Below are 16,271 nucleotides of genomic sequence, written 5' to 3'. Positions count from 1 at the left end.
TTCCCCTGCTCCCGGCTTGATGCCAAAATGCGACGCTCAGGTCACCCGTCCAGCCCTTGTCGCGTAATGCAGTGCAACGAGAATTGATATGAACACCCATTTTCAGCCAAGTGATGCTCCGAAATCCCACGTCTCCCAGCCGTCGGCGGTGACAGCATGATTGAGGTAACCGAGGTTTCCATTGCGCAACTGCGCACTGCGCTCGAATCCGGCCAGACCACCGCGGTTGAGTTGGTCAATGCTTATCTCGCCCGGATCGATGCCTACGACGGTGCGGACACACCCACCGCCCTCAACGCGGTCGTGGTGCGTAACCCCGACGCACTCAAGGAAGCGCAGGCATCCGATGCCCGCCGGGCCAAAGGCGAAACGCTGGGGCCGCTCGATGGCATCCCCTACACGGCCAAGGACAGTTATCTGGTCAAGGGCCTGACCGCCGCGTCCGGCAGCCCGGCCTTCGCCAACCTGATCGCTTATCGCGATGCGTTTACCATCGAGCGGCTGCGCGGCGCCGGCGCCATTTGCCTGGGCAAGACCAACATGCCGCCCATGGCCAATGGCGGCATGCAACGCGGGGTCTATGGCCGCGCCGAAAGCCCGTACAACGCTGACTACCTCACCGCGCCGTTCGCCTCGGGTTCGTCGAACGGTGCCGGCACGGCCACCGCTGCCAGTTTCGCGGCGTTTGGCCTGGCCGAAGAAACCTGGTCGAGTGGACGCGGTCCCGCTTCGAACAATGGTTTGTGCGCCTACACGCCATCGCGCGGGGTGATTTCGGTGCGCGGCAACTGGCCGCTGACCCCGACCATGGACGTTGTCGTGCCGTTTGCCAGAACCATGGCCGACCTGCTTGAGGTGCTCGACGTGGTCGTGGCCGAAGACCCCGACACCCGCGGCGACCTGTGGCGGATGCAGCCCTGGGTGCCGATTCCGGGCGTCACCTCGGTACGCCCGGCCTCTTATCACGAGCTGGCGGCGAAGCCTGACGCACTGGCCGGCAAGCGTTTCGGCGTGCCCCGCATGTACATCAACAAGGACCTGGAAGCAGGCACCAGCGAAGCGCCGGGCATCGGCGGGCCAACGGGGCAGCGAATCAACACCCGGGCCTCGGTGATCGGACTGTGGGAAGCGGCTCGCCAGGCACTCGAAGCCGCCGGCGCCGAAGTCATCGAGGTCGATTTCCCGTTGGTATCCAACTGCGAAGGCGACCGTCCGGGCGCGCCGACCGTGTTCAATCGCGGCATTGTCTCTAAAGAGTTCCTGCACCACGAGTTGTGGGACCTGACGGCCTGGGCGTTCGATGATTTTCTCCAGGCCAACGGCGACCCGACATTGAACCGTCTGGTCGACGTCGACGGACCGCTGATTTTCCCGCACGACCCCGGCACCCTGCCCAACCGCGAGGGCGACCTTGCCGCCGGCATGGACGAGTATGTGCGGATGGCCGAGCGCGGCATCACCCCATGGAATGAGATCACCACGGTGCCGGATGGCTTGCGCGGGCTTGAACACACGCGCCGTATCGATCTTGAGGAGTGGATGGATCGCCTGGGGCTCGATGCGGTGCTGTTCCCGACCGTCGCCGACGTTGGGCCGGCGAATGCCGATGTCGATCCGCAGTCCGCGGACATCGCGTGGAGCAACGGTGTCTGGGTGGCCAACGGCAACCTCGCCATCCGCCACTTGGGCGTTCCCACGGTCACGGTGCCGATGGGCGTCATGCCGGACATTGGCATGCCCGTCGGGCTGACCTTCGCCGGCCGCGCCTATGACGATTCGTCGCTGCTGCGCCTGGCGTCGGCGTTTGAAGCGACCGGGACAAAACGCTTGATCCCGCCGCGTACCCCGGCGTTGTCGGGTCAGCGCTAAAAAGAAGGCCGGGATTGGGGCTGTACATGCCCCTCTCCCGGCCAACGAGTCAGCCTATCTGATGCATCAGGCCTTGGCTGCCATCGCGGTGACTTCCACACGCATGCCTTCGACTGCCAGCGCGGCGACGCCCACCGCGGCACGCACCGGCCACGGTTTGGCGAAGAAGCGCTTGTAGACTTCGTTGAAGGCGGCGCGATCAGCCATGTCGGTGAGGTAGATGGTCAGGTGCAACACCCGGTCCATCGAACTGCCGGCGCGCTCCAGTGCAACCTTGAGTGCTTGCAGCGTGCATTCGCTCTGCTCGACGATGCCGCCCAACTCCAGACTGCCGTCGGCGCGAGTCGGAATCTGAGTGGAGACCAACAGGCCGCCGAATCCGGCGACGTCGGAGGAAATGGAGTCCTGGTCAGGATCAGGGGTGAATGTGATGTCTTGGTTTGCCATGGGGATCTCGTGCTTGAAAGGGTAAAGGGCTGTCGCGTATCAGGCGGGCAGTTTACAACCCCACGGCGCACCGCTGTTCAAGATCGTGTGGTGAACGTGGGCGGTGTTGCCGCCACACTCGCCAACGAGGCCTAGTCAGGGTCGAGCAACCCGCCGCTCCAGTTGCGCGAGACCCGGTTGCCGGTGAATTTCGCCACCACCATGCCCTGAGGCACCAGCCGATCCCGATAGCGGGTGACCATTCGCCCTGCTTGCTCGGCGTGCAGCACCACTTCGGAGGACGGATCCCCCGGCCGCCGTAGAATCCGCGCAAAGCGCTGCCCCTCCTCGACGAAATCACCGAGCTCTTTTTCGAAGATCAGCACCCCGGGCTGTGGCGCCAGAATGGTTTCCATGTGGCCCATTTCCATCGCCTCGACGGGCCAGTCAGCGGGTGTCAGCGCTTCGTCGATAACCCCGCAACCGCACAGCCACGCATACAACCCGTCGGCATCCTGTTCGGCAACCCGGTCACTGACATCGCCCTGCCCGCGCAGCTCCAGTGTCGCGGCCATGCGCTGGTCGGTGACGCCGTCACGCAGCCATGGCGCAATGATGGTTTCTTCGAAGGAGCCATCGCCGCCGTCATCCCAGATGATTGCCACGTCCATCTTCATCGCGGCGGCCAGTTCGCGGCCTCGTGGCCAGAAACGGCGGTGAACGTAGAGGTAGGGCAGCGCCTCGTCATCAGTGTGCAGATCGAGCACCACGTGTGCCGGCGCCGCCAGTTGCACCAGTTTTTTTTGCCACGCTTGAACGTTGGTCGACGGTTGGGCCATGGCCGCCGATTCGTCGAACGAGCGGTTGAAGTTGTGCCCGGTGGCGTCATGAAAGCGACCGAGAAGCCGGCCTTGGCGAAACTGCCCGATGCCCAGCGGATTGGCTTGCGGCACCACCGTCACGCTGCCTTTGAGCCGACCGTGGGCATCGGCGACCTGAAGCTTTTGCATCAACAGATGCAGCACCAGCATTCCGGCGATTTCATCGGCATGCACTCCGGCTTGCAGGTGCACGGTCGGTCCACTGCCATCGCCCTCGAAACGCCAGGCACCAACCTGCACCGCGTCGCCGTTATTGTTGCGAACACTGAACGAAACATCCTGCGCCATCGGTTTGTCCTCCCGCGTCACCCACGTTTAAAAACCCTGCATTGCCGGCGTCGAGACTGGTGATTGAACGCACGTTCAACTAAGCTCGCGAACCAGGCAATACACCCAAGGATTCGCTTGTGACCACCCCCGCCCCGAAAAACCGTCGTGCCGAACCTGACGAACGCCGCGAAATGCTGGTTGCCGCGACCCTGCGTTGCCTGGTGCGCGATGGTCACGCCGGTATTTCCGTGCGTCGCATCGCCACCGAAGCCGGCGTGTCCGTAGGGTTGCTCAATCACCATTTCGGCAGCATCGATGCGTTGATCGCCGACACCTACCAAAAGATCGCCAGCGAACTGACCACCGCCCTGCTCCAGGAAATCCAGCAGGCCGGCACCCCTGCCGAAAAGATGGACGCCTTCCTCACCGGCTCCTTCTCGCCCCGGGTCATGGACCCGCAACTGCTCGGCGTCTGGGTGGTGTTCTGGAGCCTGATTCGTCACTCCGAACACGTCAGCCAGTCCCACGAAAAAAGCTATCGCGCCTACCTCGACCTGCTCCGCCAATTGCTCGATGACATGGCAACCAGCGAAGGGTTCGTGATCCACGACACGCGCCTGGCCGCCATCGGTTTATCGGCGATGCTCGACGGACTCTGGATCGAGTGGTGCCTGAACCCCGAAACCTTCAGCCCCGCCAACGGCCTCCATATCTGTCGTTGCTGGATAAAGGGGCTGCGTCACGGAGCATTCAGCACCGACGACGTCGTGTGAGGGATGACGACCGAAGATCATCGCCAGGGTGCCACTGACCGCGATCAGCCCGGCACCGATCATCAGCGACACATCCATCAGCGTGCCCCAGATCAGGCTCGACAGCAGGAACGCCCAGATCAGCCCGGTGTACTCGAACGGTGCCAGCAACGTCGCGGTGGCCCGCTGGAAACTGGCGAACAATAGAAACTGACCAATACCGCCGACCAGCCCGGCCCCGAGCATCCCCAGCCAGGCCGGGGTCGGCGCCGGGGTGTAGGTCCAGGGCAAGGCCACTGTCATGCAAATGACAAACACCACGTTGGTGATCAGCATCTGCTCCAGCACGGATGTCTGCTCATCCACCTGGCGCAATTGAATGTAGGTGAACGCCCAGCACACCGCGGCCAACAGCGTCAGCGCCACCGGCAGCGGGTCGGTCATGTTGCCTGGGCGACAGGCAATGAGCACACCGGCAAATCCAATGATCAGGCTGACCCACTGCCAAGCGCTGGCGCGTTCCTTGAGAATCACCGCCGCCAGCACCGTGACCATGATCGGTGCGGAGAAATACAGGGTGGTCATTTCCGCCAGGCTCAGGTCGCGGGCCGCCGTGTAATACAACACCCAAGCCACAATCGACAGCAGCCCGCGCACCACCAGCAAGCGTCGGCTCGGTGAGTGCCAGGCGCGCTGGACCAGGCGCAACCGCCCCGCCAGCAGACAGGCCAGCACCACCACGAACGCACGCCAGAACAGAATGCTGACCACCGAATAATCGGCCACCAGCCATTTGATGGCGGCGTCCTGCAACGCCAGAAACGTATATCCCAACGTGCACAGGCCGATGCCTTGCAACGACCGGTCGACGATCCGTGTCGTGCTCATTACGCCGACCTGCGCACGGGCGTCCCGCGCCGCTCGGCAAAGGCAAACAGCGCCTCGATCAGGAACGTCAGGCAAACATACACACCGGCCACCAGCAACAGCGGCTCATAGACTTGCAGCGTCTGCGCCCGCACCACGTTGGCGGCCCCCAACAGATCGATAATGGCAATGGTCGAGGCCAGCGCCGTCGACTTGAGGAGCATCACGGTCTCCCCGGCCAGCGTCGGCAACAGCAAGCGCAGGGCCCGAGGCAAGCGCACGCGAAGCAGGGACTGGCGCGCCGTCATGCCAAAGGCCGACGCCGCTTCCATCTCACCCTTGGGTACCGCCAGCAGGCCACCGCGAATCACTTCGCCGACATAGGCCCCCACTGACACCACCAGGGCAAACACGATGTACCAGTAACCGTCACGCAGGTACGGCCAGAGGAAGCTGCCGCGAATCAACGGAAACTGCGCAAACAGGCTGCCGAGGCCGTAGTAGAAAATGTAGATCTGGATCAGCAACGGCGTACCGCGCGTCACGCTGGTGTAGAACAGGCTGACCTTGGCAATCACCCGGTTCTTTGAAATCCGCGCCAGTGCCACCAACACCGCCAGTGCGTAGCCGAACACGCTGGAGATCAACAGGATGGTGATGGTCGTTTGCAGCCCTCGGCCCAACAGCGCCGCGTATTCAACTATCCACGCTGGAATCATTTCGTTTACTCAGCCAAAGGCATCCAGCGACGGATGCGTCGCTCAAGCCGTCCAGACAGGTAGTTGGACACCAGTGTCACCGCGTAATACATCGCCGCGGCGGTGAGGTAGAACAACAAGTAATGCCGCGTCGAACCCGCGCCTTGCTTGGCGGTGTAGAGCAGTTCGTTAGTGCCGACCACGCTGATCAATGCGCTGTCCTTGATCAGGTTGATCCACAAGTTGGCCATCCCGGCCATTGCGTAAGGCGCCATGATCGGCAGCGTGACTCGCCGGAACAGGCTGAAGCCGTTCAAGCCAAACGCCTTGGCCGCCTCGATCTGGCCGAACGGAATGGCCTGGATCGCCGCGCGGAAAATCTCCGACGCGTAAGCCCCTTGCACCAGGCCCAGCACCACGATCGCCGCCAATGGGCCGCTGACATCCACGGTGCCGTAACCCATCTGCGTCATCAGCGAATTGAGGAGCATGGAGCCGACGTAGTACAGCAAGAGAATCAGCAACAACTCCGGAACCGCGCGGAACAAGGTGGTGTAGCTGCGCATCAGTGCCGCGATGGGTTTGGGCGCACTCAGCTTCAGGCAGGCCACCACCAGCCCGATCAAAAGCCCGAGCACAAACGCCCCRGCCGAAATCTGCAGGGTCATCCAGAGCCCCTTCAACAGCGCACTGCCCCATCCTTGCTCGCTGAAGTTGATCAACTCGAACATTGCTGGCATTTCACTCTCCGGTTAGCGACGTTCACGGCATCACCTACCCCTGTAGGAGCATGGCTTGCCCGCGATGCTTTTGGGCGGCCTCGAGGGCCCCATCGCGGGCAAGCCCGGCTCCTACAGGGATCTGTGTTGAGGTCAGAAAGTCGGTTTTACGCTGGTACCGAAGTAGCTTTGGGAGAGGTCGTCATAGTCCTTGCTCGCCAGCAGTTCCTGGATGGCCTTGTCGAGTTTGGCCTTGAGTTCGGTGTCATCCTTGCGCAGGCCGGCGCCCACACCTTTGCCGAAGATCGGGTCATAGGGCACCGCGCCGAGGTAAGCCAGGTTGCTGGCATCCGGCGTCTGTACGAACGCCGCCATGGCCGTGCCGTCCGCCATCATCAGGTCGATGCGACCGGCAATCAGGTCAGCGTTGGCCGAGTCCTGGGTGTCGTAATACTTAACGTCGGCGATTTTTTCGTAGTAGGTCTTCAGGAAACTGGCGCTGACCGTCGAGTTCTGTACGCCGATGGTCTTGCCCTTGAGGTCATCCGGATACTTTTTAACGGAAGTGCCCTTCGGACCGACAATCGCGATCACCGAGTCGTAGTAGGCCTTGCTGAAGGCGATCTGTTTTTCGCGTTCTTCGGTCACCGACATCGAGGAGAAAATCACGTCGATCTTCTTCGCCAGCAGCGACGGAATGATCCCGTCCCACGCCACTTCCTTGATCTCGCACTCGGCTTTCATTTCGCTGCACAGCTTGTGGATCAGGTCGACCTCAAAGCCTTTCCATTCACCGTTGGCCTGCTTTTCGGTGTACGGCGGATACGGTTCGGCTGCGACCGCGAACCTGATCGGCTGGGCTTGCGCCGCGCTCATGCCGGCCAGCAACAAGCAGGCCGCGCCTGTAAACCAGTTTGCCAAACGTCGATTTCCCATGATTTTTCCCCGTCTTTTTATGATGTATTAGCGAGTCTGATGCGCGTTGACGAATTGTCGGCAACGTTCACTGCGTGGGTGTACGAACACTTCATCCGGCGAACCGGTTTCCTCGATCAGCCCTTGGTGCAAATAGGCAACTTTGGAAGAGACATCGCGGGCAAAAGCCATCTCATGGGTCACCAGGATCATGGTCCGGCCTTCTTCCGCGAGGGAGCGGATCACCCGCAGCACTTCGCCGACCAGTTCCGGGTCGAGTGCCGAGGTGGGTTCATCGAACAGCATGACCTTGGGCCGCATGGCCAGGGCCCGGGCGATGGCCACCCGTTGTTGCTGTCCCCCGGAGAGAAACGCCGGGTACTCGTTGCGCTTGGCCGCCAGCCCGACGCGTTCCAGCAACGCTTCGGCCCGTTCGGTGGCCTCGGCACGGCTTTCACGCAGGACCTGGGTCGGCGCTTCGATGAGGTTTTCCAGCACCGTGCGATGGGGCCAGAGATTGAAATTCTGAAACACCATGCCCAGGCTCGAACGGATCCGCACCAACTGTTTGGCGTCAGACACCAGCGGCGCGCCGGGACGGTCGTGGTTGAGCTTGATGCTTTCGCCGTCCACCAGAATCCGCCCCTGATCCGGCACTTCGAGCATGTTGATGCAGCGCAGCAAGGTACTTTTGCCCGAGCCGCTGGCGCCGATCAGGGAGATCACATCGCCTTCGCGAGCCGTCAGGGATACGCCTTTGAGCACTTCGATATTGCCGAAGCGTTTGTGCAGGCCATCGACTTCGATCATGGTCTTGGCCGCAACCGGTGCAACGGTTGCCTCACAAGTAACGCGGCTGATTACGGGCCGTGGAGCCTCACCTTTCAACACCAGGACGAAATCGCGAATACGCTGGCAAGCCTGGGCCAGTCGCTCTTCACCCAGGGTGAACGAGAGCCGTACAAAACCTTGCGCGGGTTCGCCAAACGCTGCCGCATCGAGGACCGACACGCGCGCCTCGCGCAGCAGGCGCCAGGCGAACTCAAGCGAGGCCAGCCCGGTGTCGCGCACGTCCACCAGCACGAACATGCCGGCATCGGGATTGAGCACTGAAATGCCCGGGCAATCCGCCAGGCTCGCGACCACCAGATCACGACGACGGCGATAGATCTCGCGCATGCCGTGGGTCACGTCGTCGTGGGCCTGCACCGCTTTGAGCGCCGCCTCCATGACAAACCCCGGCAAGCCATACAGCATGCTCAGCACCAGGGTTTCGGCATGTTCGATCAGGGCGGGGGCGGCGACGATCCAGCCGATGCGCCAACCGGTCATGGCATGAGACTTCGACAGACTGCCAATGACCACGCAGCGTTCGGCCATGCCCGGCAACGCCGCGAGACTGAGGTGTTCGCGTTCGAACGCAAGGCTTTCGTAGACCTCATCGACCACGACCCACAGGTCATGCTCGATGGCGAGATCGGCGATGGCTTGCAGCTCTTCGCGATTGAGCACCACGCCGGTGGGGTTGTTCGGGTTGGAGAAGAAAATTGCCCGGGTGCGCGGGGTAATGGCCTTGGCCAACACAGCGGCATCGAGCCTGAAACCGGAATCCGCCGAGCACGGCACCCGCACCAGCGTCGCACCGGACGCCTTGAGTGTGGCCTCGTACGTCACGTACATCGGGTCCAGGGCAATCACTTCATCGCCGGTGTTGAGCAGGCACATCGACGTGATGAACAGCGCGTTCTGCGCCCCGGCCGCGACGATGACATTGGGCGCTGACACCTCACGGTCGAACAGTGGGCTGTAGCGAGCGGCGATGGCTTCGCGCAAGGCCTGGCGCCCGGCGATTTCGGTGTAGTGGGTGTCGCCTTCGCGCAGCGCTTCGATGGCGGCATCGGTGATGAAATCGGGCGTGGGGAAGTCCGGATCACCAACACTGAGAATGATCACATCCTCACCACGGCGCTGGGCTTCAAAGGCTGCATTGTGAATATCCCAGGCGGCGACACCGTCGCCTGAAATCCGCTCAACAAAGGGTGAAAACCGCATGCCAGTGCCTCGTTCGAAATGAAGAAACGCAAGCCCGCGCAACCAGCCGGGGAGGTGGCCACCAACATAGTCGAAGCTGAACAGTCGTTCAACAGAAAAGTCACGAGGCTTCGCGTTCGGCGCAAACAGGTCGTTTTTACGACAGTCGAGGCGTTTTTCAGCAAGGAAACACAAAAGGGTCGCGAGTAGAAACCCCGATGACTTTGCGGGTGTATTACAACCGTTAATGTTTAAAAAAAACGCAAGCACCCCGTCGAAGTTTCAATTAATACAACGGCCCTAAAACAAATAATCCTGCACTTGTAAGGCAAGTAATACACCATAAAAAATTGATACTTGGCGCGCCAGCATGAATATCAAAACCCCTACCCTACCGACCCCACAGGCAGCGAATAACGTGACCCGCATCCCCATAGCAACTATCAAAATTAAAAACAAATCATTCATTCCGAATATTCATAAAAACTTTCGGACGGATTTTGTTTATCTAATATGCTCAACACCACATGCGAACAAGTGATTAGTTATTAACGTGCACCACTCTTCCCTCGACCACGACTCCAAGTTCGCCTGCCTAAAAAACGCCAGCAAACTCAACATGACAACAAGGAAATGGAAATGAAGATTTTGTGCGTGCATGGCATCGGCCACGAGGAAGCGGACGAGACTTTTGAGCAATCCTGGAAGCGAGCCATTACCAACGCGGTACTGAGCGCGGCGCCGAACGCCGTCATCGAACTGGACTATTTCGAATATGACGCGCGTTTTGCAAACAGCGGCCTCGGCGCGCCGGAAATTGCCGAAGCGACGCTGCGACTCCTGACCAGTTCCGTGATCCACTCGGTTGGCGACGTGTTCCGGCGCGACCGCGGCATCGGGCAATTTCCCGATCGCCTGCGCTGGACGGCCGGCATGGTGGCGCAGTGGACGGCGGACGAGGCGCTGCGGACCACGTTGCGTAAAGACCTCGCCGACCGCATGAACGATTTCCAACCGGACATCGTCTGCGCCCACAGCCTCGGTACGCTGGTCGCCTACGACACGTTCCGGCGAGATTCGTCACTGATGAGCAATCGTGTGTTGATCACCTTCGGCTCGCAGATTGCCAACCCCGCCGTGCGCGAAACGTTCGGCGGGCGCATTGAAGGCATCGAGACGGCGTACAAGTGGTATCACCTCTACAACGAACACGACCATGTGTTCACCGCACCGCTGTACTTGCGCGATGCAAACTTCACCCAGGTCATGACGCCGTTCGACAAGCCGGGCGACGCGCTCAATCACGATGCGACGTTCTATCTGGGCCACGTCGAAACCCGGTCCAATGTATGGGGGCCCCTGTTGCAGGCAGGCCTTGCCAGAGGATTCGACAAACGCCTGCTTGCTGTCGACAAGTCCCTGGGGCTTGCAGTGCCAAAGGCGCGCACCGCGCGTCGCTCGCGGGACAAGGCCCTGCTGATCGGGATCAACAATTACCCCAACCCTGCGGACCGGCTCGAAGGCTGCGTCAATGACGTGTTTCTGATGAGTTCGCTGCTGCAAGAATCGAACTTCTCGCCGGATGACATCCGCGTGGTGCTCGATGACCGCGCCACCACGGCCGGCATTCGCGATCGCCTGCACTGGCTGCTCGACGATGCTCAGGCGGGTGATCGCCGGGTGCTCTTCTACTCGGGGCACGGTGCGCAGATCCCCAATACCAATGCCGCAGGCGAAGCCGATCGCATCGACGAATGCCTGTGCCCATGGGATTTCGACTGGACACCGCAGCACGCCATCGTCGACAACGACTTTCGCGACCTATACATCCAGCTGCCATACGACACGCAGTTCATTACGATCTTCGATTGCTGCCATTCGGGCGGCATGACGCGCGAAGGCGCACGGCGTGCCCGCGGGTTGACACCGCCGGATGACATCCGCCATCGCGCCCTGCGCTGGGAGGCCAAGTTGCAGATGTGGGTCGAGCGCGACTGGGTCAAACAGGCGCGCAAAAGTGCACAGCAGGCCGAAGCCGCCAATACCGTGAGCAATCGCAACGGCATTCGCCGAGTCGGACAAGCCATCGCGGAGCGTGGGTACGACGACAAGCTCTACAACAAACGTCGTGCTGTTTATAAGCACAACGGCCCGTTTCTGCCGATCCTGATGTACGCCTGTGGCGAATCCCAATTGTCGTATGAATACCGTCACGGCGTGATTTCGTACGGTGCATTCACTTACGCACTCGCCCAAACGCTGCGCTCATCCAAACAACGGCCAACGTTCAATGCCCTGGTTCGTGCGACGGGCAAGCTCCTGGCCGAACTGGGTTATGACCAGAAACCGGCCATCGTCGGACCCAAGGATTTGCTCGGCAAAGTTGTTCCATAAGCCGTTATTCCCCGGCAACGCTGAAAATCCAACCGGGCGTCTTGAAGGCGCCCGTTTTTTTATGGGTGCGTCAAAATCAAATCTGCTCAAGCGCGCAACTGAGCTAACGTTTGCCAAGGACCTATCACCGGAAACTGACCTCTAATAAAAATAACTGAGGGTCGCGATCAGGCTATGAACATTCTTTACGATGAACGCGTCGACGGCGCTTTGCCCGAGGTCGACAGAGCCGCCCTGCTCCAGGCGCTGCGAGCACGGTTGCCGGATCTGGAAATCCTGCATCAGCAGGAGGAACTCAGACCGTACGAATGCGACGGGCTCTCCGCTTACCGCACCACGCCGCTGCTGGTGGTGCTGCCCCGCCACCTCGACGAAGTCCAGGGCATCCTTCGACTCTGCCATGAACGGCACGTCCCGGTGGTTGCCCGTGGCGCCGGTACGGGGTTGTCCGGCGGTGCATTGCCGCTGGAAAAAGGCGTATTGCTGGTGATGGCGCGCTTCAACAACATCCTGCATATCGACGCCGCCGCCCGCACTGCGCGGGTTCAGCCGGGGGTGCGTAATCTGGCGATTTCCCAGGCGGCCGCGCCCTTCGGCCTGTACTACGCGCCGGACCCTTCCTCGCAGATCGCCTGTTCTATCGGCGGTAACGTCGCCGAAAATGCCGGTGGCGTGCATTGCTTGAAGTACGGTCTGACCGTGCACAACGTGCTCAAGGTCGACATCCTGACCGTCGATGGCGAACACCTGACGCTGGGCAGCGAAGCACTCGATTCACCGGGCTTCGACCTTCTGGCCCTGTTCACCGGTTCGGAAGGCATGCTCGGGGTGATTACCGAAATCACCGTCAAACTGCTGCCCAAACCGCAAACGGCGAAAGTGCTGCTGGCCGCGTTCGATTCCGTCGAAAAGGCCGGTCGCGCAGTGGGCGACATCATTGCGGCCGGGATCATCCCCGGTGGTTTGGAGATGATGGACAACCTGGCCATTCGCGCCGCCGAGGACTTTATCCACGCCGGTTATCCCGTCGACGCCGAAGCCATTTTGCTCTGCGAACTCGATGGCGTTGAGGCCGACGTTTTCGATGACTGCAACCGCGTGCGCCGGGTGCTGGAACAGGCCGGCGCCACCGAAGTCCGCCAGGCCCGTGACGAAGCGGAGCGCGTGCGCTTCTGGGCCGGGCGCAAGAATGCCTTTCCAGYGGTGGGACGCCTCTCACCCGATTATTACTGCATGGACGGGACGATCCCGCGCCGCGAACTGCCCGGCGTATTGCAGGCGATTGCTGCGCTGTCGGTCGAATATGGCCTGCGGGTCGCCAATGTTTTCCACGCGGGCGACGGCAACATGCATCCGCTGATTCTGTTCGATGCCAACCAGCCCGGCGAGCTGGATCGTGCCGAAGCCCTGGGCGGGAAAATCCTTGAGTTGTGCGTGAAGGTCGGCGGCAGCATTACCGGTGAACACGGTGTGGGCCGCGAGAAAATCAATCAGATGTGCGCGCAGTTCAACAGCGATGAGCTGACACTGTTCCATGCGGTCAAAGCCGCCTTCGATCCGGGCGGCCTGCTCAATCCCGGCAAGAACATCCCCACCCTGCACCGCTGCGCCGAGTTTGGCGCCATGCACGTGCATTCGGGTCAGATGCCCTTCCCTGATCTGGAGCGTTTCTGATGCTTGAACCCTACGATATGGATGATAGCGATGCCCTGCTGGAGCAGGTCAATCAGGCGCTGCAAAACGCCACGCCGTTGCGCATTCAGGGCTCCAACAGCAAGGCGTTTCTTGGGCGCATCGTCGCGGGCGAAGTCCTCGACACACGCACTCATCGAGGCATCGTCAGTTATGACCCGACCGAGCTGGTGATCACCGCCCGTTGCGGTACGCGGTTGTCAGAACTGGCCAACGTCCTGGACGACGCGCAGCAAATGCTGGCGTGCGAACCGCCCTCCTTCGGTGACGACGCCACCGTCGGCGGCATGATTGCCTGCGGATTGTCGGGGCCACGGCGCCCGTGGTCTGGATCGGTCAGGGATTTTGTCCTCGGTACGCGGGTGATCACCGGGCTAGGCAAGCATTTGCGCTTCGGTGGCGAAGTCATGAAGAACGTCGCAGGCTACGACCTCTCGCGCTTGATGGCTGGCAGTTTCGGGGCGCTGGGTGTGGTGACGGAGGTCTCGCTCAAGGTCCTGCCCAAACCACGTCAGTGCCTGAGCATCAGCCTGGAAATGGACAGTGACCGTGCCTTGCTGCTTCTGGCGGAATGGGGCCAACAGCCGCTGCCGATCAGCGCGGCGAGCCACGACGGGCAACGCCTGCACCTGCGGCTGGAAGGCGGCGAAGGCTCGGTGGCGGCGGCCCATGACCGTTTGGGCGGCGAGTTGCTGGACGCGTCGTACTGGGAAGACCTCAATGAACATCGACTGAGTTTTTTCGATGAGGACCAACCCCTTTGGCGCTTGTCCCTGCCTCACAACACGCCTCGGCTTTCCCTGCCCGGTGTGCAACTGATCGATTGGGGCGGCGCCCAGCGCTGGCTCAAATCCGAGGCGCAGGCATCGTTCATTCGCAAGATCGTGAGCGAGGTCGGCGGGCATGTGACCTGTTACAGCCACGGCCTGATCGATAGCCCCTTCCAACCGTTGCCGGCGGCGCTGATGCTGTACCACCGAAACCTCAAGCAGCAGCTCGATCCACGGGGCATCTTCAATCCCGGTCGCCTGTACGCGGAGTGTTGAACCATGCAGACCACACTCAGCGAACACGCCCGCCAACTGCCCCGCGCCGAAGAAGCCGAAAGCATTCTGCGCACGTGCGTGCACTGCGGTTTTTGCAACGCCACTTGCCCGACGTACCAGTTGCTGGGCGATGAACTGGATGGGCCGAGGGGGCGCATCTACCTGATCAAGCAGGTGCTGGAAGGCCACGAGGTCACCAGCAAAACCCAACAGCACCTGGACCGTTGCCTGTCGTGCCGCAACTGCGAAACCACCTGCCCCTCCGGCGTCGATTACCACAACTTGCTCGACATCGGTCGCGCAGTCGTGGACGCGGCCGTACCGCGCTCACTCGAGCAGCGCTTGTTGCGTGAAGGTTTGCGCAGCGTCGTGCCCAATCCCGGACTGTTCAAAGCGCTGGTCAATAGTGGGCAAGTGTTCCGTGCACTGCTGCCAAACACTTTGCAGGCCAAACTGCCGCGCCGTGTGTACCCGGCGAAACCACGACCGACGGTGCGCCACGCCAGGCAGGTATTGATCCTGGAAGGCTGCGTTCAGCCGGGTCTGTCACCCAACACCAATGCCGCCACCGCACGCGTGCTGGACCGGTTGGGCATCAGCGTCATACCGGCCCGCGAGGCCGGTTGCTGCGGCGCCGTCGACTATCACCTCGACGCCCAGGCGGCTGGACTGGACCGCGCCCGTCGCAACATTGATGCGTGGTGGCCGAGCATCGAGAGCGGTGCCGAAGCCATCGTGCAGACCGCCAGCGGTTGCGGTGCATTTATCAAGGACTACGGCCACTTGCTCCGCGCCGACTCGGCCTATGCCGACAAGGCGAAAAAGGTCAGCGCACTGGCCAAGGACCTGGTCGAAGTGCTGCGCGATGAACCGCTGGAAACACTCGGCATCCACAGCGATCAGCGCCTGGCGTTCCACTGCCCCTGCACCTTGCAGCACGCGCAAAAACTCGGTGGCGCGGTGGAGGCTCTGCTGACGAGCCTGGGGTTCAACCTCACGCCCGTGCCCGACAGCCACCTGTGCTGCGGCTCGGCGGGCACCTATTCGCTGACCCAACCCGAACTGTCCCGACAACTGCGCGATAACAAACTCAATGCGCTGGAAAGCGGGCACCCCGAAATCATTGTTACCGCCAATATCGGTTGTCAGACCCATCTCGACGGTGCCGGTCGAACCCCGGTCCGGCACTGGATCGAACTGGTTGAAGCCGCTCTGCCCTGACCACGCAATGGAGAATCGCCATGAACAGCAAAGCCGTACTGAGCCAGATCGAGGTCAGCCAGATCCTCACCGCCGCCCGCACCGAAGCACAGAACAATCAATGGGCCGTGACCATCGTTGTTGTCGATGACGGAGGGCATCCCCTGGCGCTCGAACGCCTCGACGGTTGCGCGGCCATCAGCGCCTACATTGCCACCGAAAAAGCCCGCACCTCGGCGTTGGGCCGGCGCGAATCCAAGGGTTACGAAGAGATGGTCAACGGTGGGCGCTACGCCTTTTTATCAGCGCCGCTACTGACGTCACTTGAAGGGGGCGTGCCGATCATTGTCGGTGGGCAAGTGATTGGCGCGGTCGGCGTGTCTGGCGTCAAGGCCGAGCAGGATGCACAAGTGGCCAGGGCCGGCGCGCAGTGCCTGATGTAACACCTTCAGCGAAGCAGTCTGTAGCAGCTGGCGAAGCCTGCGTTCGGCTGCGAAGCAGTCGTGAAATC

Annotated in this window: 14 protein-coding genes and 1 pseudogene; 7 read left to right on the top strand and 8 right to left on the bottom strand. The window is 61.5% G+C overall.

Features of this window, described 5'->3' with window-relative positions; translation table 11 throughout:
* Window positions 1–156 precede the first annotated feature (156 nt).
* Window positions 157–1,869, top strand: a complete 1,713-nt coding sequence (locus tag AC1D2P_RS19475) for an amidase (RefSeq protein ID WP_258666233.1) — start codon at window positions 157–159, stop codon at window positions 1,867–1,869.
* A 66-nt stretch (window positions 1,870–1,935) separates the two neighbouring features.
* Here the strand turns inward: AC1D2P_RS19475 and AC1D2P_RS19470 are convergent, their stop codons facing one another.
* Together AC1D2P_RS19470 and AC1D2P_RS19465 are read right to left on the bottom strand one after the other, a co-directional pair.
* Window positions 1,936–2,316: a RidA family protein gene (locus tag AC1D2P_RS19470; protein WP_077431928.1), complete on the bottom strand. Its 381-nt coding sequence runs from the start codon at window positions 2,314–2,316 to the stop codon at window positions 1,936–1,938.
* Window positions 2,317–2,447: 131 nt separating this feature from the next.
* The gene (locus AC1D2P_RS19465) at window positions 2,448–3,464 is read right to left on the bottom strand and encodes a M14 family metallopeptidase (RefSeq protein ID WP_477757882.1); all 1,017 of its coding nucleotides are present in this window, start codon (window positions 3,462–3,464) and stop codon (window positions 2,448–2,450) included.
* 173 nt (window positions 3,465–3,637) lie between these two features.
* Between AC1D2P_RS19465 and AC1D2P_RS19460 the strand changes: the two are divergent.
* Window positions 3,638–4,123 (top strand): annotated as a pseudogene (locus AC1D2P_RS19460) (TetR/AcrR family transcriptional regulator); the annotation flags it as partial.
* On the opposite strand, the gene AC1D2P_RS19455 reads toward AC1D2P_RS19460, so the two are convergent.
* The 6 genes from AC1D2P_RS19455 to AC1D2P_RS19430 form a co-directional block, all read right to left on the bottom strand.
* Window positions 4,079–5,086, bottom strand: a complete 1,008-nt coding sequence (locus AC1D2P_RS19455) for a DMT family transporter (RefSeq protein WP_109786717.1) — start codon at window positions 5,084–5,086, stop codon at window positions 4,079–4,081. The pseudogene AC1D2P_RS19460 and the gene AC1D2P_RS19455 overlap by 45 nt on opposite strands.
* Window positions 5,086–5,784, bottom strand: coding sequence for an ABC transporter permease subunit (locus AC1D2P_RS19450; RefSeq protein WP_223525020.1), 699 nt, complete (start codon window positions 5,782–5,784; stop codon window positions 5,086–5,088). Before AC1D2P_RS19450 ends, AC1D2P_RS19455 begins: the two co-directional genes overlap by 1 nt.
* 5 nt (window positions 5,785–5,789) lie before the next feature.
* Window positions 5,790–6,503, bottom strand: coding sequence for an ABC transporter permease (locus tag AC1D2P_RS19445; RefSeq protein WP_477757883.1), 714 nt, complete (start codon window positions 6,501–6,503; stop codon window positions 5,790–5,792).
* 132 nt (window positions 6,504–6,635) lie between these two features.
* A complete protein-coding gene (locus AC1D2P_RS19440; RefSeq protein WP_046030438.1) occupies window positions 6,636–7,418 on the bottom strand; it encodes a transporter substrate-binding domain-containing protein in 783 nt (260 codons plus the stop codon).
* A gap of 27 nt (window positions 7,419–7,445) precedes the next feature.
* A complete protein-coding gene (locus tag AC1D2P_RS19435) occupies window positions 7,446–9,449 on the bottom strand; it encodes an aminotransferase class I/II-fold pyridoxal phosphate-dependent enzyme (RefSeq protein ID WP_309475388.1) in 2,004 nt (667 codons plus the stop codon).
* A 279-nt stretch (window positions 9,450–9,728) separates the two neighbouring features.
* Window positions 9,729–9,896, bottom strand: coding sequence for a hypothetical protein (locus AC1D2P_RS19430; protein ID WP_477757884.1), 168 nt, complete (start codon window positions 9,894–9,896; stop codon window positions 9,729–9,731).
* A gap of 171 nt (window positions 9,897–10,067) precedes the next feature.
* Here AC1D2P_RS19430 and AC1D2P_RS19425 point away from each other — a divergent pair, with 171 nt between their 5' ends.
* The 5 genes from AC1D2P_RS19425 (at window position 10,068) to AC1D2P_RS19405 (ending at window position 16,203) form a co-directional block, all read left to right on the top strand.
* Entirely contained in the window at window positions 10,068–11,822 is a 1,755-nt protein-coding gene (locus AC1D2P_RS19425; RefSeq protein WP_477757885.1) for a caspase family protein, read from the top strand.
* 174 nt (window positions 11,823–11,996) lie between these two features.
* Window positions 11,997–13,496, top strand: coding sequence for a glycolate oxidase subunit GlcD (glcD, locus tag AC1D2P_RS19420; RefSeq protein WP_477811549.1), 1,500 nt, complete (start codon window positions 11,997–11,999; stop codon window positions 13,494–13,496).
* Window positions 13,496–14,560 carry a glycolate oxidase subunit GlcE gene (gene glcE / locus AC1D2P_RS19415; RefSeq protein ID WP_109786722.1) on the top strand — a complete coding sequence of 355 codons (1,065 nt, stop codon included), beginning with the start codon at window positions 13,496–13,498 and terminating at the stop codon, window positions 14,558–14,560. The genes glcD and glcE overlap by 1 nt, the downstream gene beginning before the upstream one ends.
* Window positions 14,561–14,563: 3 nt before the next feature.
* Window positions 14,564–15,781: a glycolate oxidase subunit GlcF gene (gene glcF, locus AC1D2P_RS19410; protein WP_477757886.1), complete on the top strand. Its 1,218-nt coding sequence runs from the start codon at window positions 14,564–14,566 to the stop codon at window positions 15,779–15,781.
* Between the two features lie 20 nt (window positions 15,782–15,801).
* Window positions 15,802–16,203, top strand: coding sequence for a heme-binding protein (locus tag AC1D2P_RS19405; protein WP_477757887.1), 402 nt, complete (start codon window positions 15,802–15,804; stop codon window positions 16,201–16,203).
* Window positions 16,204–16,271 lie beyond the last annotated feature (68 nt).

This window comes from Pseudomonas sp. P1_F1_2, from assembly GCF_056405815.1.
The sequence above is the reverse complement of the archived record's forward strand: the minus strand, read 5'-3'. Positions and strand labels throughout refer to the sequence as shown.

What these genes read in the sequence shown, in the direction of transcription:
- AC1D2P_RS19475 (WP_258666233.1), top strand. Translation starts at nt 157, where the DNA reads ATGATTGAGGTAACCGAGGTTTCCATTGCGCAACTGCGCACTGCGCTC.
- AC1D2P_RS19470 (WP_077431928.1), bottom strand. Translation starts at nt 2,316, where the DNA reads ATGGCAAACCAAGACATCACATTCACCCCTGATCCTGACCAGGACTCC.
- AC1D2P_RS19465 (WP_477757882.1), bottom strand. Translation starts at nt 3,464, where the DNA reads ATGGCGCAGGATGTTTCGTTCAGTGTTCGCAACAATAACGGCGACGCG.
- AC1D2P_RS19455 (WP_109786717.1), bottom strand. Translation starts at nt 5,086, where the DNA reads ATGAGCACGACACGGATCGTCGACCGGTCGTTGCAAGGCATCGGCCTG.
- AC1D2P_RS19450 (WP_223525020.1), bottom strand. Translation starts at nt 5,784, where the DNA reads ATGATTCCAGCGTGGATAGTTGAATACGCGGCGCTGTTGGGCCGAGGG.
- AC1D2P_RS19440 (WP_046030438.1), bottom strand. Translation starts at nt 7,418, where the DNA reads ATGGGAAATCGACGTTTGGCAAACTGGTTTACAGGCGCGGCCTGCTTG.
- AC1D2P_RS19435 (WP_309475388.1), bottom strand. Translation starts at nt 9,449, where the DNA reads ATGCGGTTTTCACCCTTTGTTGAGCGGATTTCAGGCGACGGTGTCGCC.
- AC1D2P_RS19430 (WP_477757884.1), bottom strand. Translation starts at nt 9,896, where the DNA reads ATGAATGATTTGTTTTTAATTTTGATAGTTGCTATGGGGATGCGGGTC.
- AC1D2P_RS19425 (WP_477757885.1), top strand. Translation starts at nt 10,068, where the DNA reads ATGAAGATTTTGTGCGTGCATGGCATCGGCCACGAGGAAGCGGACGAG.
- glcE (WP_109786722.1), top strand. Translation starts at nt 13,496, where the DNA reads ATGCTTGAACCCTACGATATGGATGATAGCGATGCCCTGCTGGAGCAG.
- glcF (WP_477757886.1), top strand. Translation starts at nt 14,564, where the DNA reads ATGCAGACCACACTCAGCGAACACGCCCGCCAACTGCCCCGCGCCGAA.
- AC1D2P_RS19405 (WP_477757887.1), top strand. Translation starts at nt 15,802, where the DNA reads ATGAACAGCAAAGCCGTACTGAGCCAGATCGAGGTCAGCCAGATCCTC.